General features: G+C 47.3%; 17 protein-coding genes and 1 other RNA gene. 1 reads left to right on the top strand and 17 read right to left on the bottom strand.

Features of this window, described 5'->3' with window-relative positions:
• Positions 1 to 395 precede the first annotated feature (395 nt).
• From BLS14_RS31685 to rpoE, 14 genes are all read right to left on the bottom strand, one after another.
• A complete protein-coding gene (locus BLS14_RS31685; protein WP_063567659.1) occupies positions 396 to 665 on the bottom strand; it encodes a pro-sigmaK processing inhibitor BofA family protein in 270 nt (89 codons plus the stop codon).
• A gap of 38 nt (positions 666 to 703) precedes the next feature.
• Complete coding sequence (locus tag BLS14_RS31690) at positions 704 to 931, bottom strand: DUF2508 family protein (RefSeq protein ID WP_079697741.1); 228 nt, start codon at positions 929 to 931, stop codon at positions 704 to 706.
• Positions 932 to 1,276: 345 nt separating this feature from the next.
• On the bottom strand, positions 1,277 to 1,876 hold the full coding sequence (gene recR / locus BLS14_RS31695; protein ID WP_053779059.1) for a recombination mediator RecR: 600 nt from the start codon (positions 1,874 to 1,876) through the stop codon (positions 1,277 to 1,279).
• A gap of 34 nt (positions 1,877 to 1,910) precedes the next feature.
• Positions 1,911 to 2,222 (bottom strand): YbaB/EbfC family nucleoid-associated protein, encoded by a 312-nt coding sequence (locus tag BLS14_RS31700; protein ID WP_024628773.1) that lies wholly within the window; start codon positions 2,220 to 2,222, stop codon positions 1,911 to 1,913.
• A 48-nt stretch (positions 2,223 to 2,270) separates the two neighbouring features.
• A complete protein-coding gene (gene dnaX / locus BLS14_RS31705; protein ID WP_090955817.1) occupies positions 2,271 to 4,031 on the bottom strand; it encodes a DNA polymerase III subunit gamma/tau in 1,761 nt (586 codons plus the stop codon).
• A 173-nt stretch (positions 4,032 to 4,204) separates the two neighbouring features.
• An RNA gene (gene ffs, locus BLS14_RS31710) (signal recognition particle sRNA large type) lies at positions 4,205 to 4,472 on the bottom strand.
• A 149-nt stretch (positions 4,473 to 4,621) separates the two neighbouring features.
• Positions 4,622 to 4,819 carry a 50S ribosomal protein L31 gene (gene rpmE, locus BLS14_RS31715; RefSeq protein ID WP_024628775.1) on the bottom strand — a complete coding sequence of 66 codons (198 nt, stop codon included), beginning with the start codon at positions 4,817 to 4,819 and terminating at the stop codon, positions 4,622 to 4,624.
• Positions 4,820 to 4,922: 103 nt separating this feature from the next.
• Positions 4,923 to 6,197: a radical SAM family protein gene (locus BLS14_RS31720; protein WP_063567655.1), complete on the bottom strand. Its 1,275-nt coding sequence runs from the start codon at positions 6,195 to 6,197 to the stop codon at positions 4,923 to 4,925.
• Between the two features lie 98 nt (positions 6,198 to 6,295).
• Positions 6,296 to 7,621, bottom strand: a complete 1,326-nt coding sequence (gene rho / locus BLS14_RS31725; RefSeq protein ID WP_063567654.1) for a transcription termination factor Rho — start codon at positions 7,619 to 7,621, stop codon at positions 6,296 to 6,298.
• A gap of 469 nt (positions 7,622 to 8,090) precedes the next feature.
• Positions 8,091 to 9,344, bottom strand: coding sequence for a UDP-N-acetylglucosamine 1-carboxyvinyltransferase (locus BLS14_RS31735; protein WP_063567653.1), 1,254 nt, complete (start codon positions 9,342 to 9,344; stop codon positions 8,091 to 8,093).
• A gap of 149 nt (positions 9,345 to 9,493) precedes the next feature.
• On the bottom strand, positions 9,494 to 10,348 hold the full coding sequence (fba, locus tag BLS14_RS31740) for a class II fructose-1,6-bisphosphate aldolase (protein WP_090955819.1): 855 nt from the start codon (positions 10,346 to 10,348) through the stop codon (positions 9,494 to 9,496).
• A gap of 260 nt (positions 10,349 to 10,608) precedes the next feature.
• Positions 10,609 to 10,995 carry a response regulator gene (locus BLS14_RS31745; RefSeq protein ID WP_024628781.1) on the bottom strand — a complete coding sequence of 129 codons (387 nt, stop codon included), beginning with the start codon at positions 10,993 to 10,995 and terminating at the stop codon, positions 10,609 to 10,611.
• Positions 10,996 to 11,215: 220 nt separating this feature from the next.
• A complete protein-coding gene (locus BLS14_RS31750) occupies positions 11,216 to 12,820 on the bottom strand; it encodes a CTP synthase (protein ID WP_063567651.1) in 1,605 nt (534 codons plus the stop codon).
• A gap of 492 nt (positions 12,821 to 13,312) precedes the next feature.
• The gene (gene rpoE / locus BLS14_RS31755) at positions 13,313 to 13,888 is read right to left on the bottom strand and encodes a DNA-directed RNA polymerase subunit delta (protein ID WP_063567650.1); all 576 of its coding nucleotides are present in this window, start codon (positions 13,886 to 13,888) and stop codon (positions 13,313 to 13,315) included.
• Positions 13,889 to 14,351: 463 nt separating this feature from the next.
• On the opposite strand from rpoE, the gene BLS14_RS31765 reads away from it, so the two are divergent.
• On the top strand, positions 14,352 to 15,506 hold the full coding sequence (locus tag BLS14_RS31765; RefSeq protein WP_063567648.1) for a S8 family peptidase: 1,155 nt from the start codon (positions 14,352 to 14,354) through the stop codon (positions 15,504 to 15,506).
• Between the two features lie 244 nt (positions 15,507 to 15,750).
• Here BLS14_RS31765 and argS read toward each other — a convergent pair whose 3' ends face one another.
• The 3 genes from argS to BLS14_RS31780 all read right to left on the bottom strand — a co-directional run bounded on the left by argS (position 15,751) and on the right by BLS14_RS31780 (position 18,399).
• Positions 15,751 to 17,430, bottom strand: a complete 1,680-nt coding sequence (gene argS, locus BLS14_RS31770) for an arginine--tRNA ligase (RefSeq protein ID WP_063567646.1) — start codon at positions 17,428 to 17,430, stop codon at positions 15,751 to 15,753.
• Positions 17,427 to 17,852 (bottom strand): YwiB family protein, encoded by a 426-nt coding sequence (locus BLS14_RS31775; RefSeq protein WP_090955821.1) that lies wholly within the window; start codon positions 17,850 to 17,852, stop codon positions 17,427 to 17,429. Before BLS14_RS31775 ends, argS begins: the two co-directional genes overlap by 4 nt.
• Positions 17,853 to 18,117: 265 nt before the next feature.
• Complete coding sequence (locus tag BLS14_RS31780) at positions 18,118 to 18,399, bottom strand: DUF6171 family protein (protein WP_256336786.1); 282 nt, start codon at positions 18,397 to 18,399, stop codon at positions 18,118 to 18,120.

Here is an 18,399-nt window from a genome sequence, read left to right on the forward strand (position 1 = left end):
GCGTTCGTCCTGAGCCAGGATCAAACTCTCCAATAAAGTATTGAAAAGAGCGATAAGCTCATTTTGAAACTGACGAGATTAAAAATCTCATTTATGCTCCAGCCGATTCAAGCCAAGGCTTGTCTCGAACTTTCGCGTTCATTCTGCAAGCAGAATGTTTACTCACTCGTTGTTCAGTTTTCAAAGATCAAACTTGATAATTTTCTTGCTTTTTCGTCACCGTTTTCTCTCAGCGGCGACTTTTATAATATATCATACTTCGTTTGTTTCAGTCAAGCTTTTTTTGAAATTCTTTTTTCGAGTTCTTATTGAACTGGTTCATTTCGTCAAAAGCATTTAACCAAGCAAGCAAAGCAACGAGATATAATGTACCATATAAATATCGAAGGAGTCAACTACCCAAACAAAGAAATTTTCAAACCCAATAATAAACCAACACCCGGCAACCCTAAAATGCTCACAGTACCTATTGTAGCAGGGTTCAGTGGAATGTAAGTTCCGGTGATCCACCCTGAATAGTTAACTACATATATCCCTACCGCAGCCAGCACCAGATGAATACCGAATGATGTAAAAAATGATAACCCAATCCGTTTTCTAAACAAGATGATTATCAACCCTAGTAACGACACAACAAGCACACTGCCTAATATAAGACTCTTCATACTCTCAACACCTCCATAATTGAATGTCACACCTCCGCCTACATGCTCACTCCTCGATCACCTATAACTGCCTTATTAATCCCTACACGTTTAGCGCGCTTCAAATGAATCTGATATTTACGCTCCGCGGCCTCCAGCACATAGATCGCATAATCGATTTCATCCTGCCCCTGTGCCTCTTCAAACTGTCTAACAGCCCGTTCCCACTCTGCCTTAGCTTTCTGTATATCTGAATAAATCTGGTCCTCTTCCATCTCCTTTAGCATTCTTTCGCGCTTCTCCACCGATCTCCCTACATTTCGCCATGTAAACATAAGCCATCCCCTTTCTGATTCAGCACAGCATATTCTCATACATATCAGGGAAAGGACAAACTTAGAACTGAGCTAAATAAATTAATGAATCGTTATTTTAATCTCAACGACATTCTATGGATTAATAACCATACATCAGTAGAAATGAGAGACTTCACATTTAGGCAACGTTAAAAAGAGTATTAAAACAAAAAAAGAGAGCCTAAAGGGCTCTCTAAGTAATCCAAACTTATCTATTCTTTTCTTTTAGGAAATCAATCATTATAGGCGCATGCTCTCATTAAGAAACACGCACTACTATCTCATCTCCCTGCGCCCTTCCAACGCCTTGGAAAGAGTCACTTCATCCGCATACTCCAGGTCGCCCCCAACAGGCAATCCATGGGCAATCCGAGTCACCGAGATCTCAAACGGACGGACCAGACGGGAAATATACATCGCCGTGGCCTCACCTTCGATATTCGGATTTGTAGCCAGAATCAGTTCTTTAACTCGCTCATCGCTTAAACGGGTCAAAAGTTCCTTCAGACGGATATCATCCGGACCTATTCCCTCCATAGGAGAGATTGCGCCTTGCAGCACATGATAGTATCCGTCAAATTCCTTGGTACGCTCCATAGCCACCAAATCCTTGGAATCCTGAACTACACAGATTACCGAGACATCCCTGGATTTGTCCTGACAGATCCGACACGGGTCAGTATCCGTAATATTACAACACACCGAACAGTAATGAAGATTCCGCTTCACACTGACGAGTGCTTTGGCAAAGTCAATAACGTCATCTTCCTTCATTTTAAGCACATGAAAAGCTAGTCGCGCCGCAGTCTTGGGGCCAACACCCGGCAAACGGGTGAAGGCGTCAATCAGCTTCGCTATCGGTTCGGGATAATACAATCGATTGCGTCTCCTTTGATAGGATCAAATTTAATTAAAATAATCCCGGAATTTTCATACCGCCTGTGAATTTACCCATATCCTGGTTCGCAATTTCATCAGCTTTGGTCATTGCGTCATTGACTGCTGTCATAACCAGATCCTGCAGCATTTCTACATCCTCTGGATCAACCGCTTCTGGCTTGATAGTGATAGCCAGCAATTTCTTATGTCCGTTAACTTCAGCAGTTACAACACCGCCACCAGAAGTACCTTGGACTGTTTTGTCCGCCAGTTCCTCCTGCGCCTTCAGCATTTGCTCCTGCATTTTCTTCACTTGTTTCATCATTTGGTTCATGTTGTTCATGATTATTCATCTCCTTTGTTATAGTTATCGCGCCAGGCGCATGTATATCTATTCTTTGATCACTACAAGGTCCTCACCAAAGAGCTGGATGGCTTCATCAATCCAAGGCTGCTTGTTGCCTGAACCGCCGTCTTCATGCTCAGGTTCGAGCTTAAAGTCCTCCTTTGGCGTTTCAGTAGCCCCTTCCATCGCTCCAGTCCAATCTTTGAGCATCATCGTCACAAGACGCGCTGAACGTCCAAGCTGTTCAGACAGTACCCGTTCAATCACTTCACGATTAGCCTGCTTCTCCGTAGTTTCACGGTGGATGTTGTTCTTAAACGCCACCAGAACATTGTCTTCCAGCAGCGATACCGGTTCACCATCCATAAACCAGGCGTGAACGGTTACTTTCTCTTCTTTGACGCGCTGCAGGATCTGCCCCCACTTCTTGCTAACCTCCGCAAACTCAGGAGATCCCTTACGTGCAACGTACTGATCAAGCTGTGCAGGCAGCTTCGCTGGCGAATTGCCTCTCGACACTGGAGCTCGTGTTGCCGGGCGTGAAGGAGCACTTGATGTAGCCTCCCCACCAGACAAACCGCCCTTAAGCGCGCGATCCAACTTTTTCTCCAGTTCAGCAAGCTGTTGCTTCAGTCGGTTGATCTCCCCGCCATCCGCTGGCGCGGATGCAGCAGGAGCAGCGCCGGCCGAACCCTCCATCTGACCCGATGATGCCCCTTGAGCAGGAATACTGCACAGTTTAAGGAGAGCTACTTCAAACAGCGTCTGCGGCTGTACTGCATATTTCATCTCACTCTGGTACCGGTTAAGAGTATCAATCATCTGGAACAGCTGTTCCTTGGTGAATGATTCCGCCATATCACGGAACGACTCGGGATTAAGCACCCGATCCGTCAGTTTATCTGCATCCGGCACCATCTTAATCATAAGCAAATCACGGAAATAATAAAGCAAATTTTCCATGCACTTGTCCGCACTCTTACCTTCATGCATGAACCCTTCGATCATTTGCAAAATATGACCTACATCGCCTTTGAGCAGAGAAGCAGCCAACTTTGCAAACTGTTCGGAAGGAATGCCTCCGGTCATATCCATAACCTGCTGATAGGTTACCCTTCCATCTGTATAGGAGGAGATCTGATCCAGGACACTGAGTGCGTCCCTCATCCCTCCGTCAGACAGACGAGCAATATACTGGAGTGCGTCCTGATCAGCTTCCATACCTTCCTGTTCACAGATCAGCGTAAGTCGTGCTGTCTGTTCTTCCAGGGACACCCGGCGAAAATCAAATCGCTGACAGCGAGAAATAATCGTTGCCGGAAGACGATGGGGTTCTGTTGTTGCCAAAATAAACATCACATGTGGCGGAGGCTCTTCCAATGTTTTGAGTAGCGCATTGAATGCCTCTGTCGTCAGCATGTGCACTTCGTCAATAATATACACTTTCTGCCGGACTTCAGTCGGGGCGTATTTCACCTTTTCCCGAAGATCGCGGATTTCTTCAACGCCACGGTTGGATGCGGCATCAATTTCCTGCACATCCATCACAGCGCCAGTCGTAATCCTGCGGCAAGCTTCACATTCGTTACAAGGCTCAGGCGCAGGCCCGCGCTCGCAGTTTACAGCTTTGGCCAAAATCTTGGCGGCACTCGTCTTCCCTGTTCCTCTGGGCCCGCTAAACAAGTAGGCATGGGAAGTCCGCTGTTCACGAATCGCGTTCTGCAAGGTCTGAATAATATGCTGTTGTCCCACCATATCTTGAAACGACTGGGGACGCCAAGCCCGGTATAACGCGATATGCTCCATGATGCGTTACCTTCCTTCCACTTCGCATTCGAGTCCTTTGTCGTTCCCCCATTATACTATATTCCGGGGTGAATCCAAACTTTATCTGACTCATCATGCATGGTTTTTTTAGACATATCAAAAAGACCTCTGCATACATACAACTGCAAAGGTCTCTACATTTAAATGGTAAGCCGTGCACCTGCTATCGATATTTGCGATCCAAGCGGCACCCCTTAACAACAGCTCGGGCTAGGCGACCCTCCGGCACAAGAGTGATCTCACTTATGGCTGCTTCCTTCCGGACCTGACCAGGTTCATGAGTACTCATTGCGGAGGACCCAACCGTCAACACCACGTTAAGGGACCAAACCTCACATCGACAAAACCTCTAGCAGGAATTCAACCTCGCTGTAGCGGATTGCGAGTTACAGGGCACCGCTACCTCCCCATCTAGCACGGTAAGAAATAGTATAACTTAAGGTTGTCTAAATTGCAACCAGAGCGAAAAGAGCAGCAATACAATCACATAAAAACATATAAAAACCCCTGCCGAAACGGCAGAGGTGATTTGGATGTAATAGTCAGACAATTCCCAGGGAATTGCTGAATTAGATTCCGTATTTTTTCTTGAAACGATCAACACGGCCGCCAGCATCGATAAACTTCTGTTTACCTGTGAAGAACGGGTGGCACGCGGAGCAAATCTCTACACGAAGTCCGTCTTTAACCGAACCAGTCTCAAAAGTATTCCCGCAAGCGCAAGATACTTGACCAATCGTGTATTTAGGATGAATTGCTGCTTTCATTACCTTTCACCTCTTTCCGCCCTGAGCCTCAAGCGGACCCAGAGTAAATGGCACAACATCGAAGATTATAACACGGCCTAATGCCGGTTGCAATCCATTATTGTCATGAGGTGATCAGACGTTTCGGACGCGCCATTCCAGCTGGGGGAACGTGCGTGTATGAGCCGATAACGACATCAGGCAGCTCTTCCTCAAAGATCTCCATCATTTGCTTCATGCCCAAAATATCACCTTGAGCTGGAGGAATCAATTCCAGATAGCTCTCAGGGTCTATATTAAGATTACGCATTTGAATAAGACGCAAATCGGTTCTGCGAGCAAACTCAATCATCGCTTCAATCTCTTCCTCACGATCCGTTACTCCCGGGAAGATCAAATAGTTGATCGACGTATATACACCCTGGGAAGCAGCGTATTTCATCGATTTTTCTACATTGGCCAGTGTATATCCACGAGGTTTGTAGTATGCATTATAGTGGTCATCCAGTGCGCTGATTGTACTTACACGCATTAGATCAAGCCCAGCATCAACAATACCTCTCATGTGATCATTCAAACCGGCATTGGTGTTAATGTTGATATATCCCATGTCAGTAATGGAACGCACTTCGCGGATGGCTTCAATAATCAATTTAGCCTGTGTGGAAGGCTCCCCTTCACAACCTTGACCAAAGCTGATAATCGATTCCGGCGTTTTCAAGTGCTCCAGCATTACTTCAACGATTTCGTCTACACGCGGACGGAAATTCATCCGGGTCTGCGGGGAAACGAAGCCACTGTCATCCGGTTGCTCGGAAATACATCCGAAACAGCCTGCGTTGCAGGAATAGGATACTGGAACTCCGCCTTCCCAACGATTCAAGAAGGTATTGGAAGAAGTCAGACATTCATACCCGAGCGCACAATTGGACAAATGGGTATAGAGACGATTTTCGGGATATTGCTTCGTTAAACGTTTAACACCCGCACGTACGTCATCCCGATCACAGTTCAGTGGGTTCCATTTATCCGGATGATCTGACATCCGGGCAGTGACGTAAAACTGACCATCTTTCCAAACAACAGCCGAGTAACCGAACAAAGGCAGTTTGTACTCCTTATCCGTTTTTACATACCCCGGCAGACACAACCGAGTGAATCCTTGCGGAAGCAAAGCTCCAACCGCCTGTGTATCACTAGGCATTGGCAGCATTTCGCCAGTATCCGGGTCCATACCAATCGGACGTGTACTCGGCAGTCCAACCAGCGTTGCACCTTCCGGCAAAGGAATCAGCTCATCCTCCATAATTTCGACGATCATATCTCCACTGCGGGCCAGCCCGTACAGGGAAGGGTGATCAAATACATTACCTTTTTCATCTGCGTATACTAAATACATGATGTTCTCCTCACATCTAATGGGTTAAAGCCAAACGACGAGTATATTGTTAATCAACAGCAGCGCTGCAAAAATTGAGTTAAATCAACGACGTAATGCTAGGTAGTTGTACCGGACGCCGCAGTCTGTCTTGGCGAACGTCGAGTCGTAGTCGTTCCGGAGTTGCTGGTCTGACTGCTGCCAGCTGTATCAAATGCCGCTAGGAACTCAGCATTCGTTTTGCTATTACGCAGTTTCTTCAAGAAACCTTCGACAAAGTCGTGGGAATCGTTCATGTTTTTACGAATCGCCCAGATTGTATCAAGTTCTTCCTTGCTCAGCAACACTTCTTCGCGACGTGTACCGGAACGACGAATGTCGATAGCCGGGAAGATACGACGCTCTGCCAGCTTGCGATCCAGATGAAGCTCCATATTGCCCGTACCTTTAAATTCTTCATAAATGATATCATCCATACGTGAGCCCGTATCAATCAAAGCTGTAGCCAGGATCGTCAGACTTCCACCCTCTTCTACATTCCGAGCAGAACCGAAGAAACGTTTCGGACGATGGAATGCTGCCGGGTCAATACCGCCACTAAGTGTCCGTCCGGACGGTGGGATGACCAGGTTGTATGCACGAGCAAGACGCGTAATGCTATCTAGCAAAATAACGACATCTTTTTTTGCTTCAACCAGACGGAGCGCACGTTCCAGCACCAATTCCGCAACTTTGATATGGTTTTCTGGCAGCTCATCGAACGTAGAAGCTACAACTTCCCCTTTAACCGAACGCGACATATCCGTAACTTCTTCCGGACGTTCATCAATCAACAGGACAAATAGTTCAATTTCTGGGTTGTTGGTTGAGATGCTGTTGGCGATTTCTTTGAGGAGAAGTGTTTTACCCGCTTTGGGAGGTGCTACGATCAATCCGCGCTGTCCCAGTCCTACCGGGGCGAGTACATCCATAATGCGTGTGGACAAATGGCTGGGGGATGTTTCGAGAACCAGTTTCTTCTGCGGGTACAATGGGGTTAATGCCGGGAAGTGAAGTCTTTCCGCAGCCGCTGATGGATTCTCACCATTTACAGCGTTGACTTGCAGCAAACCGAAGTATCGCTCGTTTTCTTTAGGTGTTCTACACTTACCTGATACGAGGTCACCTGTTCTTAGGTCAAACTTGCGAATCTGTGAGGCTGAGATGTAGATGTCTTCCGTACTTGGCAGGTAATTGATCGGACGAAGGAATCCGTAGCCTTCAGGTAGAATTTCGAGCACACCCTGCATGAACATCAATCCACTCTGTTCAGCTTGTGCACGTAATATAGCGAAGATCAATTCTTTCTTTTTTAAAGTGCCGTAGTAGGGAATTTGATATTTTTTGGCCAGTTTGTAGAGGTCCGTTAGTTTCATTTCTTCCAAATCGGAAATTTGTAGATCCATATAATAACCACCTATTCAATTAATAAGTCCGTGAAATGGATAGTTTCGCTTGATGTTCCGGCTATAAGAGCAGCATCGTTCTGCATTTCTCTTCTGTCCATTGTACGGAATGTAACCGTTATAATGCAAATACTTGTCTTTGAGTGTAAGTTTCCGGGCGGGATGGCCAGCTTTCGGCAAGATCCGCTAGTGAGTGAACACGAATACATGAGGCGTTCGATCCGGGCAGACCGGCTATGGAGCGCAGTTCAAACAAAACCGGGGTTTGGGGAAAAGGAAATGATGTTCTTAAAGCCATATGAAGTCTGACTCAAAAAAAGACCCTCCGGTAAAGGAAACAGGAACATTTCGTCTTATCCCGGAGAGACTGAGAACTCTATTAAAACAGGTTTACCCAATTACTGAAAGGATATGCAGTTCTGTCAAAATAATCACTTTAATACCGTAAAACTCGTCATACAATACAGAATTAATCGGTTTCTCGCCACACATCTGCACCTAGCAGACGTAGATTGGTTACTAGATGATCGTACCCGCGATCGATAAACTCCACGCCTGTCACTTCGGTCACACCTTCACTGACGGTGAGACCTGCGATCACCAGCGCTGCACCAGCGCGAAGATCGGATGCTTTTACCTTCGCCGCATTCAATGCACTGCCTTCAATAATAGCTGACCGCCCTTCCACACGGATTTTTGCACCCATGCGTACCAACTCAGGAACGTGCTTGAATCGATTGCTATATACAAAGTCACTCAGGACACTCACACCCGTTGCCTGTGTCAACACACTGGTCATCGGGGACTGCAAATCCGTCGGAAAACCGGGATATACGAGCGCCTTAACGTCTACATGATTGTAGCTCGGTTTGCCAATGACACGAATACTTTCATCCAGCTCCTCAATGCCAACGCCCATCTCCAGTAACTTTGCCGTCAAAGCCTCCAGATGTTTGGGAATGACATTGTCAATCAGAACGTCGCCACGCGTTGCAGCCGCAGCGATCATATACGTGCCTGCTTGTATACGGTCCGGAATGATGGAATGACGGCAACCCTTAAGCTCCGACACACCTTCAATACGGATCGTTTCGGTACCGGCACCCTTGATGCTGGCACCCATTGAATTCAAAAGTGTTGCTACATCTATAATCTCAGGCTCTTTAGCCGCGTTTTCGATAATTGTAGAGCCTTTGGCACGAGTAGCCGCCAGCATGATGTTAATGGTTGCACCTACACTGCTTACATCAAGATAAATCTTTGCTCCACGTAGCTCTTTGGCATGCAAATGAATGGAGCCGTGTTCGTTTGTTACCGTTGCGCCAAGCGCTTCAAACCCTTTGATATGTTGATCAATCGGACGAGGCTCAAAGTTGCAGCCCCCGGGTAAACCAATTGTTGCTTCTTTAAAACGCCCAAGCAATGCTCCCATCATATAATACGAAGCACGGAGCTTCTTCACGGGACCATTCGGCATAGGAATGGATTTAATGTCGGAAGGATCGATCTTCATCTGACTGCCTTCCCAATGTACACGAGCCCCGAGTTCCTCCAAAATTTCTGCATAAACCGCCACGTCACTCAAAAGCGGCAGGTTGTCCAGCACGACTTCTGACTCGGCAAGCAATGCTGCAGGAATAAGCGCGATGGCGCTGTTCTTGGCGCCGCTTATAGTTACAGTTCCCTGTAACGGACGTCCGCCACTAATCATCAATTTTTCCATAAAGCTTAATGTCCCCCTACGTGTTTTGCAGCCGGTTAACGGCAATACGTGCTGTTGGCTTTCGATGTAGAAATAAGGCGTGAAAATGGAAAGACACCGGCTAGGCGGTGTTCTTTCCACTTACACAGTATGGAACTGGTAAAGACAAATTACGCTTTGTTGTTGGAACCAAACTCGCGAATTTTACCTTTAACGGTTTCTTTGATTGCATCACGGCCTGGTACGATGAATGTACGTGGATCGTAAGCATCTGGTTTAGTTGCAAGCACTTCGCGAACCACTTTGGAGAACGAAATTTGGTTCTCAGTGTTCACGTTGATTTTGGAAGTTCCCAGGGAAATGGCTTTGTCGATATCATGTTTAGGGATACCTGTACCACCATGCAGTACCAGTGGAACGTTAACTGCATCGCGAACTTCTTCCATTTCTTTGAAGCCCAAGTTAGGCTCGCCATGGTAAGGACCGTGTACGGAACCAAGAGCTGGAGCCAATGTGTCGATACCTGTTTCTTTAACGATACGTACACACTCGTTCAGATCAGCGTACATGATACCACCGATAACGTCGTCTTCTTGTCCACCAACAGTACCTACTTCGGCTTCTACAGAAACGCCTTTAGCGTGTGCATATTCAACAACTTTTTTAGTCATTTCGATATTTTCATCGATGGAGTGGTGGGAACCGTCGATCATTACGGATGTAAATCCAGCATCGATCGCTTCTTTACACTTATCAAAGCTGGAACCGTGATCCAAGTGAATAGCAACTGGAACGGTGATTTTCATGTCGTGAATGAGTCCTTCTACTATTTTAACTACTGTGTAGAAACCGCTCATGTGACGTGCTGCGCCTTCGGATACGCCCAAGATTACTGGGGATTTCTCTTCTTCTGCTGCAGCAAGAATCGCTTGAGTCCACTCAAGGTTATTGATGTTGTATTGACCAACTGCATATTTTCCTTCGAGTGCTTTGTTCAACATGTCTGTCATAGATACTAATGGCATGGTTTCAATCCTCCTAGGGGTGTTGGGTTGTGTCTATGGTTTTTAGCCGAAATCACATACGGGCTTATTATACCACATCCCATGTCAAATACTAAACAAGCATTTGCAAAAATGCTGTGCTTTGCAGCACAGTTTTCATAGACACAGCATGATGACGTCCCCATTTCCAATATTCCCCGGATGCCTGACTGAAATACCCTGTATGCCCACCTGTAAACTCTCACAGCTTCACACGCAAAAAAATCCTGTATCTACAGGATTCAGCTGCACTTATTTGCAGTATCATTTCGAAGCTGCATATTGACTGCCACTCGCATTTCATCGATATCAAACGGTTTCGTAAAGTGCATGAGCGCTCCAAGATCGGTAGCTTCTTTGATCATGTCCAGTTCACCATAGGCCGTCATCATGATGACTTTGATATCCGGATCAATTTCCTTAATATGTTTCAGAATTTCTAGGCCATCCATGCCAGGAATCTTCATATCAAGCAGCACAAGATCAGGTTTGTCATTATTTACTATCTCCAGGGCGATCTTCCCATTAGGCGCTTGGAACGTATTATATCCTTCGCTGCTGAACACTTCCATTAACAGGATTCGAATACCGTTTTGGTCATCAACAATCAACACTTTTTTATTTTCCACTAAGTAACCTCCTAGAATTAGGAAAGCATGTACGTCTGAATCTGGATAACAATCCCATAGTCGTCATGATAAGTATTCTACCTTACCCATTGAAATCCTGCTTACATCCCAAAATGCCAAAAACCATTTTCGCTCATCTCGATGCACTAAAAAAGGATGTCCCCAGCACCCTTATCGGCTGCCAAGAACATCCATTTATTTATAGCTTAATGATCAACACTTATTTTCCAGCGCTCTCCAGAGAAGCTTTTACAAACTCACGGAACAATGGCTGCGGACGGTTCGGACGGGAAGTGAATTCCGGGTGGAATTGTACTGCCAGGAACCACGGGTGTCCTGGAAGCTCCACGATCTCAACAAGACGTCCATCCGGGGATGTACCCGAGATAACCAGACCGGCTTTTTCGATCGCTTCACGGTATTCATTGTTGAACTCGTACCGGTGACGGTGTCTCTCATAGACCAATTCATCATCATAACAAGACATTGCCAGGGAACCTTCCTGAAGCTTACAAGGATACAGACCCAGACGCATTGTACCACCCAGGTTTTCGATGTCTTTTTGTTCAGGCAACAGGTCGATCACCGGGAACTCTGTAGCTGGATTGATCTCGGAGCTATTTGCTCCATTCAAACCAACGATGGAACGTGCATATTCAATAACAGAAACCTGCATACCCAGGCAAATACCGAAGAACGGAATTTGTTTCTCACGGGCATAACGAATCGCAGATACTTTACCTTCAATACCCCGATCACCAAATCCGCCTGGAACGAGGATTCCGCCTACGCCGTGCAGCAGATCGCCCACATTCTCATCGGTGATATCTTCGGAGTGAATCCAGCGGATCTTGACATCTGCATTGGATGCAAATCCTGCATGAGACAAGGATTCAACAACACTCAAATAAGCATCATGCAATGCCACATATTTACCTACAATGGCAATCTCCACTGTATGCTTCAGCTTATTGATACGGTCAACCAGCCCTTCCCACTCGCTCATATCCGGTGCAGGAGTAGTCAGCTTCAGGTGGTTTACCACGATCTCATCCAAACCTTCTTCACGCAGGTTCAAAGGCACTTGGTACAATGTGTCTGCATCACGGCATTCCACCACGGCATTTTCATCAATGTCACAGAAGAGAGCGATTTTGGCTTTCATGTCTTTGGACAGCTCATACTCTGTACGGCATACAATGACATTCGGCTGAATACCGATGCTGCGCAATTCCTTCACGCTGTGCTGCGTTGGTTTGGTTTTCACTTCTCCGGCAGCCTTGATGTAAGGAATAAGTGTTACATGGATGTACATCACGTTGTCACGACCTACATCACTCTTGATTTGACGAATAGCTTCCAGGAACGGCAAGCTCTCGATGTCACCTACCGTACCGCCGATCTCCGTAATGACAACATCCGAACCCGCTTCACGTCCTGCGCGGAATACTCGCTCTTTGATCTCGTTCGTAATGTGTGGAATGACTTGTACCGTTCCGCCCAGATATTCCCCGCGCCGCTCTTTGCTGATGACGGAGGAGTATACTTTACCAGTCGTGACGTTGCTGTTTTTGGAGAGGTTGATGTCAATAAAACGTTCATAGTGGCCAAGGTCAAGATCCGTTTCCGCGCCATCATCCGTTACAAAAACCTCACCATGCTGATAAGGACTCATTGTTCCCGGGTCGATATTGATGTATGGATCAAATTTTTGAATAGTTACCTTCAACCCTCTGTTTTTCAGCAATCTGCCCAGCGAGGCAGCCGTTATCCCTTTGCCCAGGGAGGACACAACTCCGCCCGTCACGAAAATATACTTTGTCACTGTTATTACCCTCCTAATATAAGTACAGAAATTCAGGCGATATATGGTATTATCGTAACCCGTTTCCCAGGTAATCATCGTTAAAAAGAGCAATGGCAGAAATTCCCTGCATCTGCGAACTGCTCTTTCATGCGAAGACCGTGTGTAAACAACGTTGTTCTACAGCGTAGAATGGTGCAAACCTTCCGGGAGCCAACTACCGAGCCTGTCCCTAAATAGATATCATTGCATCGATCCATTTGGTGTTTTGGATATACAAAAATAGACCACGGATTGTTGGCCGGGAGCATGCGGAATTCAAATCATTTTGCAAAATTCTGCCTCTAAAAATACAAAAAAAGTACTCCCGCAGGACGGGGCACTTTTTATAAAAAACATAAATATTTTGTCGCTCATTCATAAGCCCATGCAATAGTTTACCCGTTACCCCGTCTGCTGTCAAGGCTGACTATGCGGGGAAAACAGGTAAACTATCGATGTCAAAAATGACTGCTACTTATCGGAATCGTCGTCAAATTCACCCTCGTCTTCGGACTCTTCTTCATCGTCTTCTTCGAGGTCTTCCTCTTCCAAATCGTCATCTTCAACTAGAACTTCTTCTTCGCCATCTTCTTCGTCAAAGATGTCGTCTTCGTCATCATCATCGTCATCATCATCTTCGTCCTGATCATCATCAGAATTGTCGAAGTCTTCGTCGCTGTTGTAGCTGTCTTCCTCTTCCCCGAAGTCCTCATCTTCCAGATCATCGTCTTCATCGTTGATGATGCGCGGACGCTTCGCACCCGTCATGGTATCTTCCGATCCAGCTACCGGATACCAGCGCTTCAAGCCCCACAGACTTGTACCGACGCAAGCAAAACGGCCATCGATATTAATCTCGGTATATAACTGGGCGATAAACTCGTTGATTTCTTCATCAGTCATTCCGCGCTGTTTAGCTACCTCATTCATCAAATCACGGTAGTAATACGGCGTATTGGCCGCTTTCAGCACCATAAAGGCGAGGTCCACCAAAGGAATCTCTCTGACCTTTTCTTTATCAATTTTCAAATTGAGCGAGGTACTCACTGACAGACACTTCCTCTCACACAAAATTCACTTTATATCCCTACGAACTGGAATGTTACATATAACATATCCATTAACAAACCTAAGTAAAACCTATTTAGCCTCAAAAAGCAAGTTTTTATGTATGGATGTCTCATAATTCCAAGAAGCGACTTCAAACGAGCAATGTATAGACCCGTAAGAGACCGCTAACTCGCGGGCATATCGTCCTTTTTGCAAAAAAAGCATGATCATATAAAAAAGACGGAGTCCCCTCCGCCTTCTGACTGTATACCCTTGAAGGATCGCTCCTCACCAGGGTCCCCGCGAGAGCCCTCTAGCCCTCCATCCATCATATGTCCCTGCGCCCGTTTTGACACGAAGAGAATGTGTTTTTGTAAAAAAAGGGCAGGTTCCCCATGCGGCGGGATCAATGAATTCATAGAATACCTCAGCATGTTCATCCCGAAGGGGGCTGCCCATTATGGACTATACTGGTTTTCTACATCAATTGGTTGAAGGAATGCAACGTCCCGAACCAGAACAGGGGCGGCGGTACCTGATCCGGTTCGCCAAACCGAAGCAATATGAAGCCTGCCTCGTGGAACTGTCGCGGATGAGGAATGAATTTACGGATCTTGGTATGGTACGCTCCTCCCGGCTGGCCCGCTCCATTATCGCCCCGGTGCATGACCCAGAAGAATTATCTCGCTACAGCAATGAGATTACGGTAGAAGAAGATGTATCCATCTCACTGCATGCCACCGCGCTTCACAGTAAACCGAGCAGTGCTCAGGGCATACCTTGGGGCGTCAAACAGATTCACGCTCCCAAAGTATGGTCCGTATCCACGGGACATCGAATCAAAATCGGCGTGATCGACACAGGTGCCGATTATCAACACCCGGATCTTCGCTATTCGCTGGCACGCGGAATCAATCTGTTAAACCGCAGTTTGCTTCCTCATGATGATAACGGTCATGGCACCCATATTGCCGGAACCATTGCCGCAGCTAACAGTACGGCAGGTATGATTGGCGTAGCCCCTCGCTCCCTGATCTATCCGGTGAAGGCATTCGACCATAATGGTTCGGCCTTCGTGTCAGACATTGTGCTTGGCATCGATTGGTGTGTACGCAATCGGGTCGATATTATCAATATGAGCTTTGGCATGAAAACGCGTAGCAAAGCATTGCTTGATGTCGTGAACCGTGCCCATCAAGCCGGAATTGTCATTGTTGCTTCATCAGGAAATGACGGCAAACGCCGCAGCATTGATTATCCGGCACGTTATCCGCAAACGATATCGGTTGGGGCAACCGACAAAAACCGGCGGATCGCCTCGTTTAGTAACCGAGGTGCATACGTTGATGTATATGCGCCAGGGGACAAAATTGTTTCATCCTGGGTGCAAGGCAAGCACCATGAGATGAGCGGTACCTCCATGGCGACATCGCACGTCAGTGGCGCCATAGCGCTCTTGCTTGCGAAGCATCCAGGCCTGTCGCCAGCCGAGATCAAAACGCTCGTGAAGCGCGCGACCGTTCCGCTGCGCGCACGCAAGACAACCACCGCGAAGAGCAAAATACGCGGTGGCGAGATTGACGCCCTCAAGCTAATGCAGGAGGGTGGAGGGTAAAGTGCGCCGCCTGCCGCAGGGAGCCGTTCCGTGAAGCATCGCTAAGCGCAGCACTGCTGCGCGGTGTGATGCTTCACGGTGATTGCCCACAGCGGCAGGTAGCGCTGGCTCTGGGTGCCTGCCGCCGTATGAACTCGGCTGCGGGCAAAACAAAAAGTCTCCATGTCCACGCTGGATTGCAAGCGTGGTGCATGGAGACTTTTTGCTAAAGCCATAGGGCGGTTGTGCACCGCCAGGGCTTGAATTACATTTTGTCCGGTGCGGATACGCCCACCAGACGAAGCGCTGTTGCGATGACGGTGCGTACAGCACCGATCAGGGCCAGACGCGCCTGGGTTTGTCCCGCGTCTTCAGTAATGACGCGCTCTGCACGATAGTAACTGTGGAACAGGGATGCCAGTTCATATACATAACGAACAATACGATGCGGCGCATATCCCGTAGCAGCAGTCGCGATTTCTTCAGGCAGTTCACCCATTTTGCGAAGAAGGTCATATTCATGTTCCGTTGTCAGCTTCGAAAGGTCGATCTGTGCCAATGGTAACAGCTCAATGCCTTGTTCTTCTGCCTGACGGTATACGCTGCATACCCGAGCGTGAGCGTATTGAACATAGAATACAGGGTTTTCATTGGACGTCGAAATCGCAAGGTCCATGTCGAAGTCCAGATGAGAGTCCATGCTGCGCATGGTAAAGAAGTAACGAATGGCATCAATGCCTACTTCGTCCATCAGATCTTCCATCGTTACCGCCTTGCCTGTACGCTTGGACATCTTCACTTTCTCGCCATTCTGGAACAAGCTCACCATCTGTGCAATCAGCACGACCAATTTCTCAGGATCGTTGCCCAGTGCTTGCATGGCCGCTTTCATCCGTGGAATATAACCGTGGTGGTCCGCTCCCCAGATGTTAATCATCGTGTCGTATCCACGCGCATATTTATCACGGTGATAAGCAATGTCCGGCGTAAGGTACGTGTACGTGCCGTCATTTTTAATCAAAACACGCTCTTTATCGTCACCATACTGCATCGTTTTCAACCAAGTTGCTCCGTCTTGCTCATAGATTTCATTACGATCACGCAATTCGTCAAGTACACGCAACACTTCTCCGTTATCATACAGTGATGTTTCGCTGAACCAGATGTCGAAATTGACACGGAAGCGATTCAAGTCACGTTTGATCTTGTCCAATTCTTTTTCCAAACCGAAGTCGCGGAAATAAGCTGCACGGTCACCTGGATGCATGGACAGCAAAGAATCGCCTTTTTCAGCCACTAGCTCCTTGGCGAATCCTTTGATATCCTCACCATGATAACCATCTTCCGGCATCTCTGCGTCTTGGCCCAGTTCCTGCAAATAGCGAGCTTCAATGGAACGAGACAGATTAAATACCTGATTACCCGCGTCATTAATGTAGTATTCACGTGTTACATCATATCCGGCATAGTCGAGGATGTTGCAAAGCGCATCACCCACAGCCGCCCCACGCGCATGGCCCAGATGCAGACTGCCTGTCGGGTTGGCACTGACAAACTCCATCTCGACCTTGCGCCCTTCACCAACATTGATTCTTCCATAATTCTCACCCTGCTCATGTACAAGCCCCAGCACAGGGTAGAGATAACTCTTGTCCAACTTAAAGTTAATGAATCCCGGTCCGGCAATCTCAGCCTTCTCAATTCCAGCTTCAGCCAGGTTGAGATTGGCAATAATCTCTTCTGCGATCTGGCGTGGATTCCGCTTGGCAATCTTGGTCAGTTGCATAGCGGCATTGGTTGCCAAATCGCCGTGTGTTTTCTCGCGTGGTACTTCAAGGGTGATGGTCGGCAGATCCTCCTGCGTAACAATGCCAGCAGCAACAATGGCATTGCCAATGGCTGTACTTACCCGTTCGTTAATCGTATCTAATGGATTACGTGTCATGAAATTGGTTCCTCCTGTATATGCAAACTAATCGCGAAATGTCCGGATTCTTCGTCAAAGCGGTAAAAGTCGTAGCTCCACGCTGCGCGTGCGCTCAATCCCTGAATGGAAAGTTCCAGCTCCTTTGTATGCGTGGACAAGGCAAACGACATATACGGCGAGCGGTAAAAACCAGGGAGCTTGCGGTTTAACTCAAATGTTTGCTCCGATTCCACCTCGCCGTGACGTATAATCTTGATGGATTGTCCGCCCAGCTTCAATGTTGTTCGGGTAATACCGCCCTCGGGGCCAGCCTGTGGCTCTTCATAACGAACATAGAGCACAGATCCCTTCAATACGGCTTCACCCTGCATTTCCTGCAGTACATCTTCACCTTCATAACGGCTGTGCAGCCGGATCTGAACCGGTCGCATGTTCGACATGAATGTTAACCTCCATTATATTCGAGGCGACGCAAAATCAGGCACGGCCGGTGAGAACAGCCCTTCCTGTATTGTTGTGCCGCTATACGCGCTCATATTCCCGGATAGCTCGCTATCCTACACTCTACTGTATAACTATATCCAGTTCACCCGCTCAATTCAAATCCAAATTCAGAGTTTTTGCCCATCAACGCCAAAAAAAGCAGAGCCACACCTGTAAAGTGCAGCTCTGCCTTGCTTCATTAATAAAGAAATACATTCTGGATCAGGTCCATCGCGGCTCATATGGAAATGGACAGGTCGACTCTACCAGCTTGGCGCGCACCTGTACGAGACAGCCACAATAGCGGCAGGTCGTACCGTATTGTAATCCTGGACAATCAGAGCAGATGGATAAACGCCGCTCATATTCAGCATCATCGACGACCGGACGTGAGCGTGAGGCCAGCTCCACGAGCCGGGCCAGCTTGGCTTCACTAATTTTCACATCATATTGATCGTTACATCCCTTGCATGGTTCCCGTTTCCCAACACTTCTACTCTGCAC

Source organism: Paenibacillus sp. OK060 (genome assembly GCF_900101205.1).
Taxonomy (GTDB): Bacteria; Bacillota; Bacilli; order Paenibacillales; family Paenibacillaceae; genus Paenibacillus; species Paenibacillus marchantiae.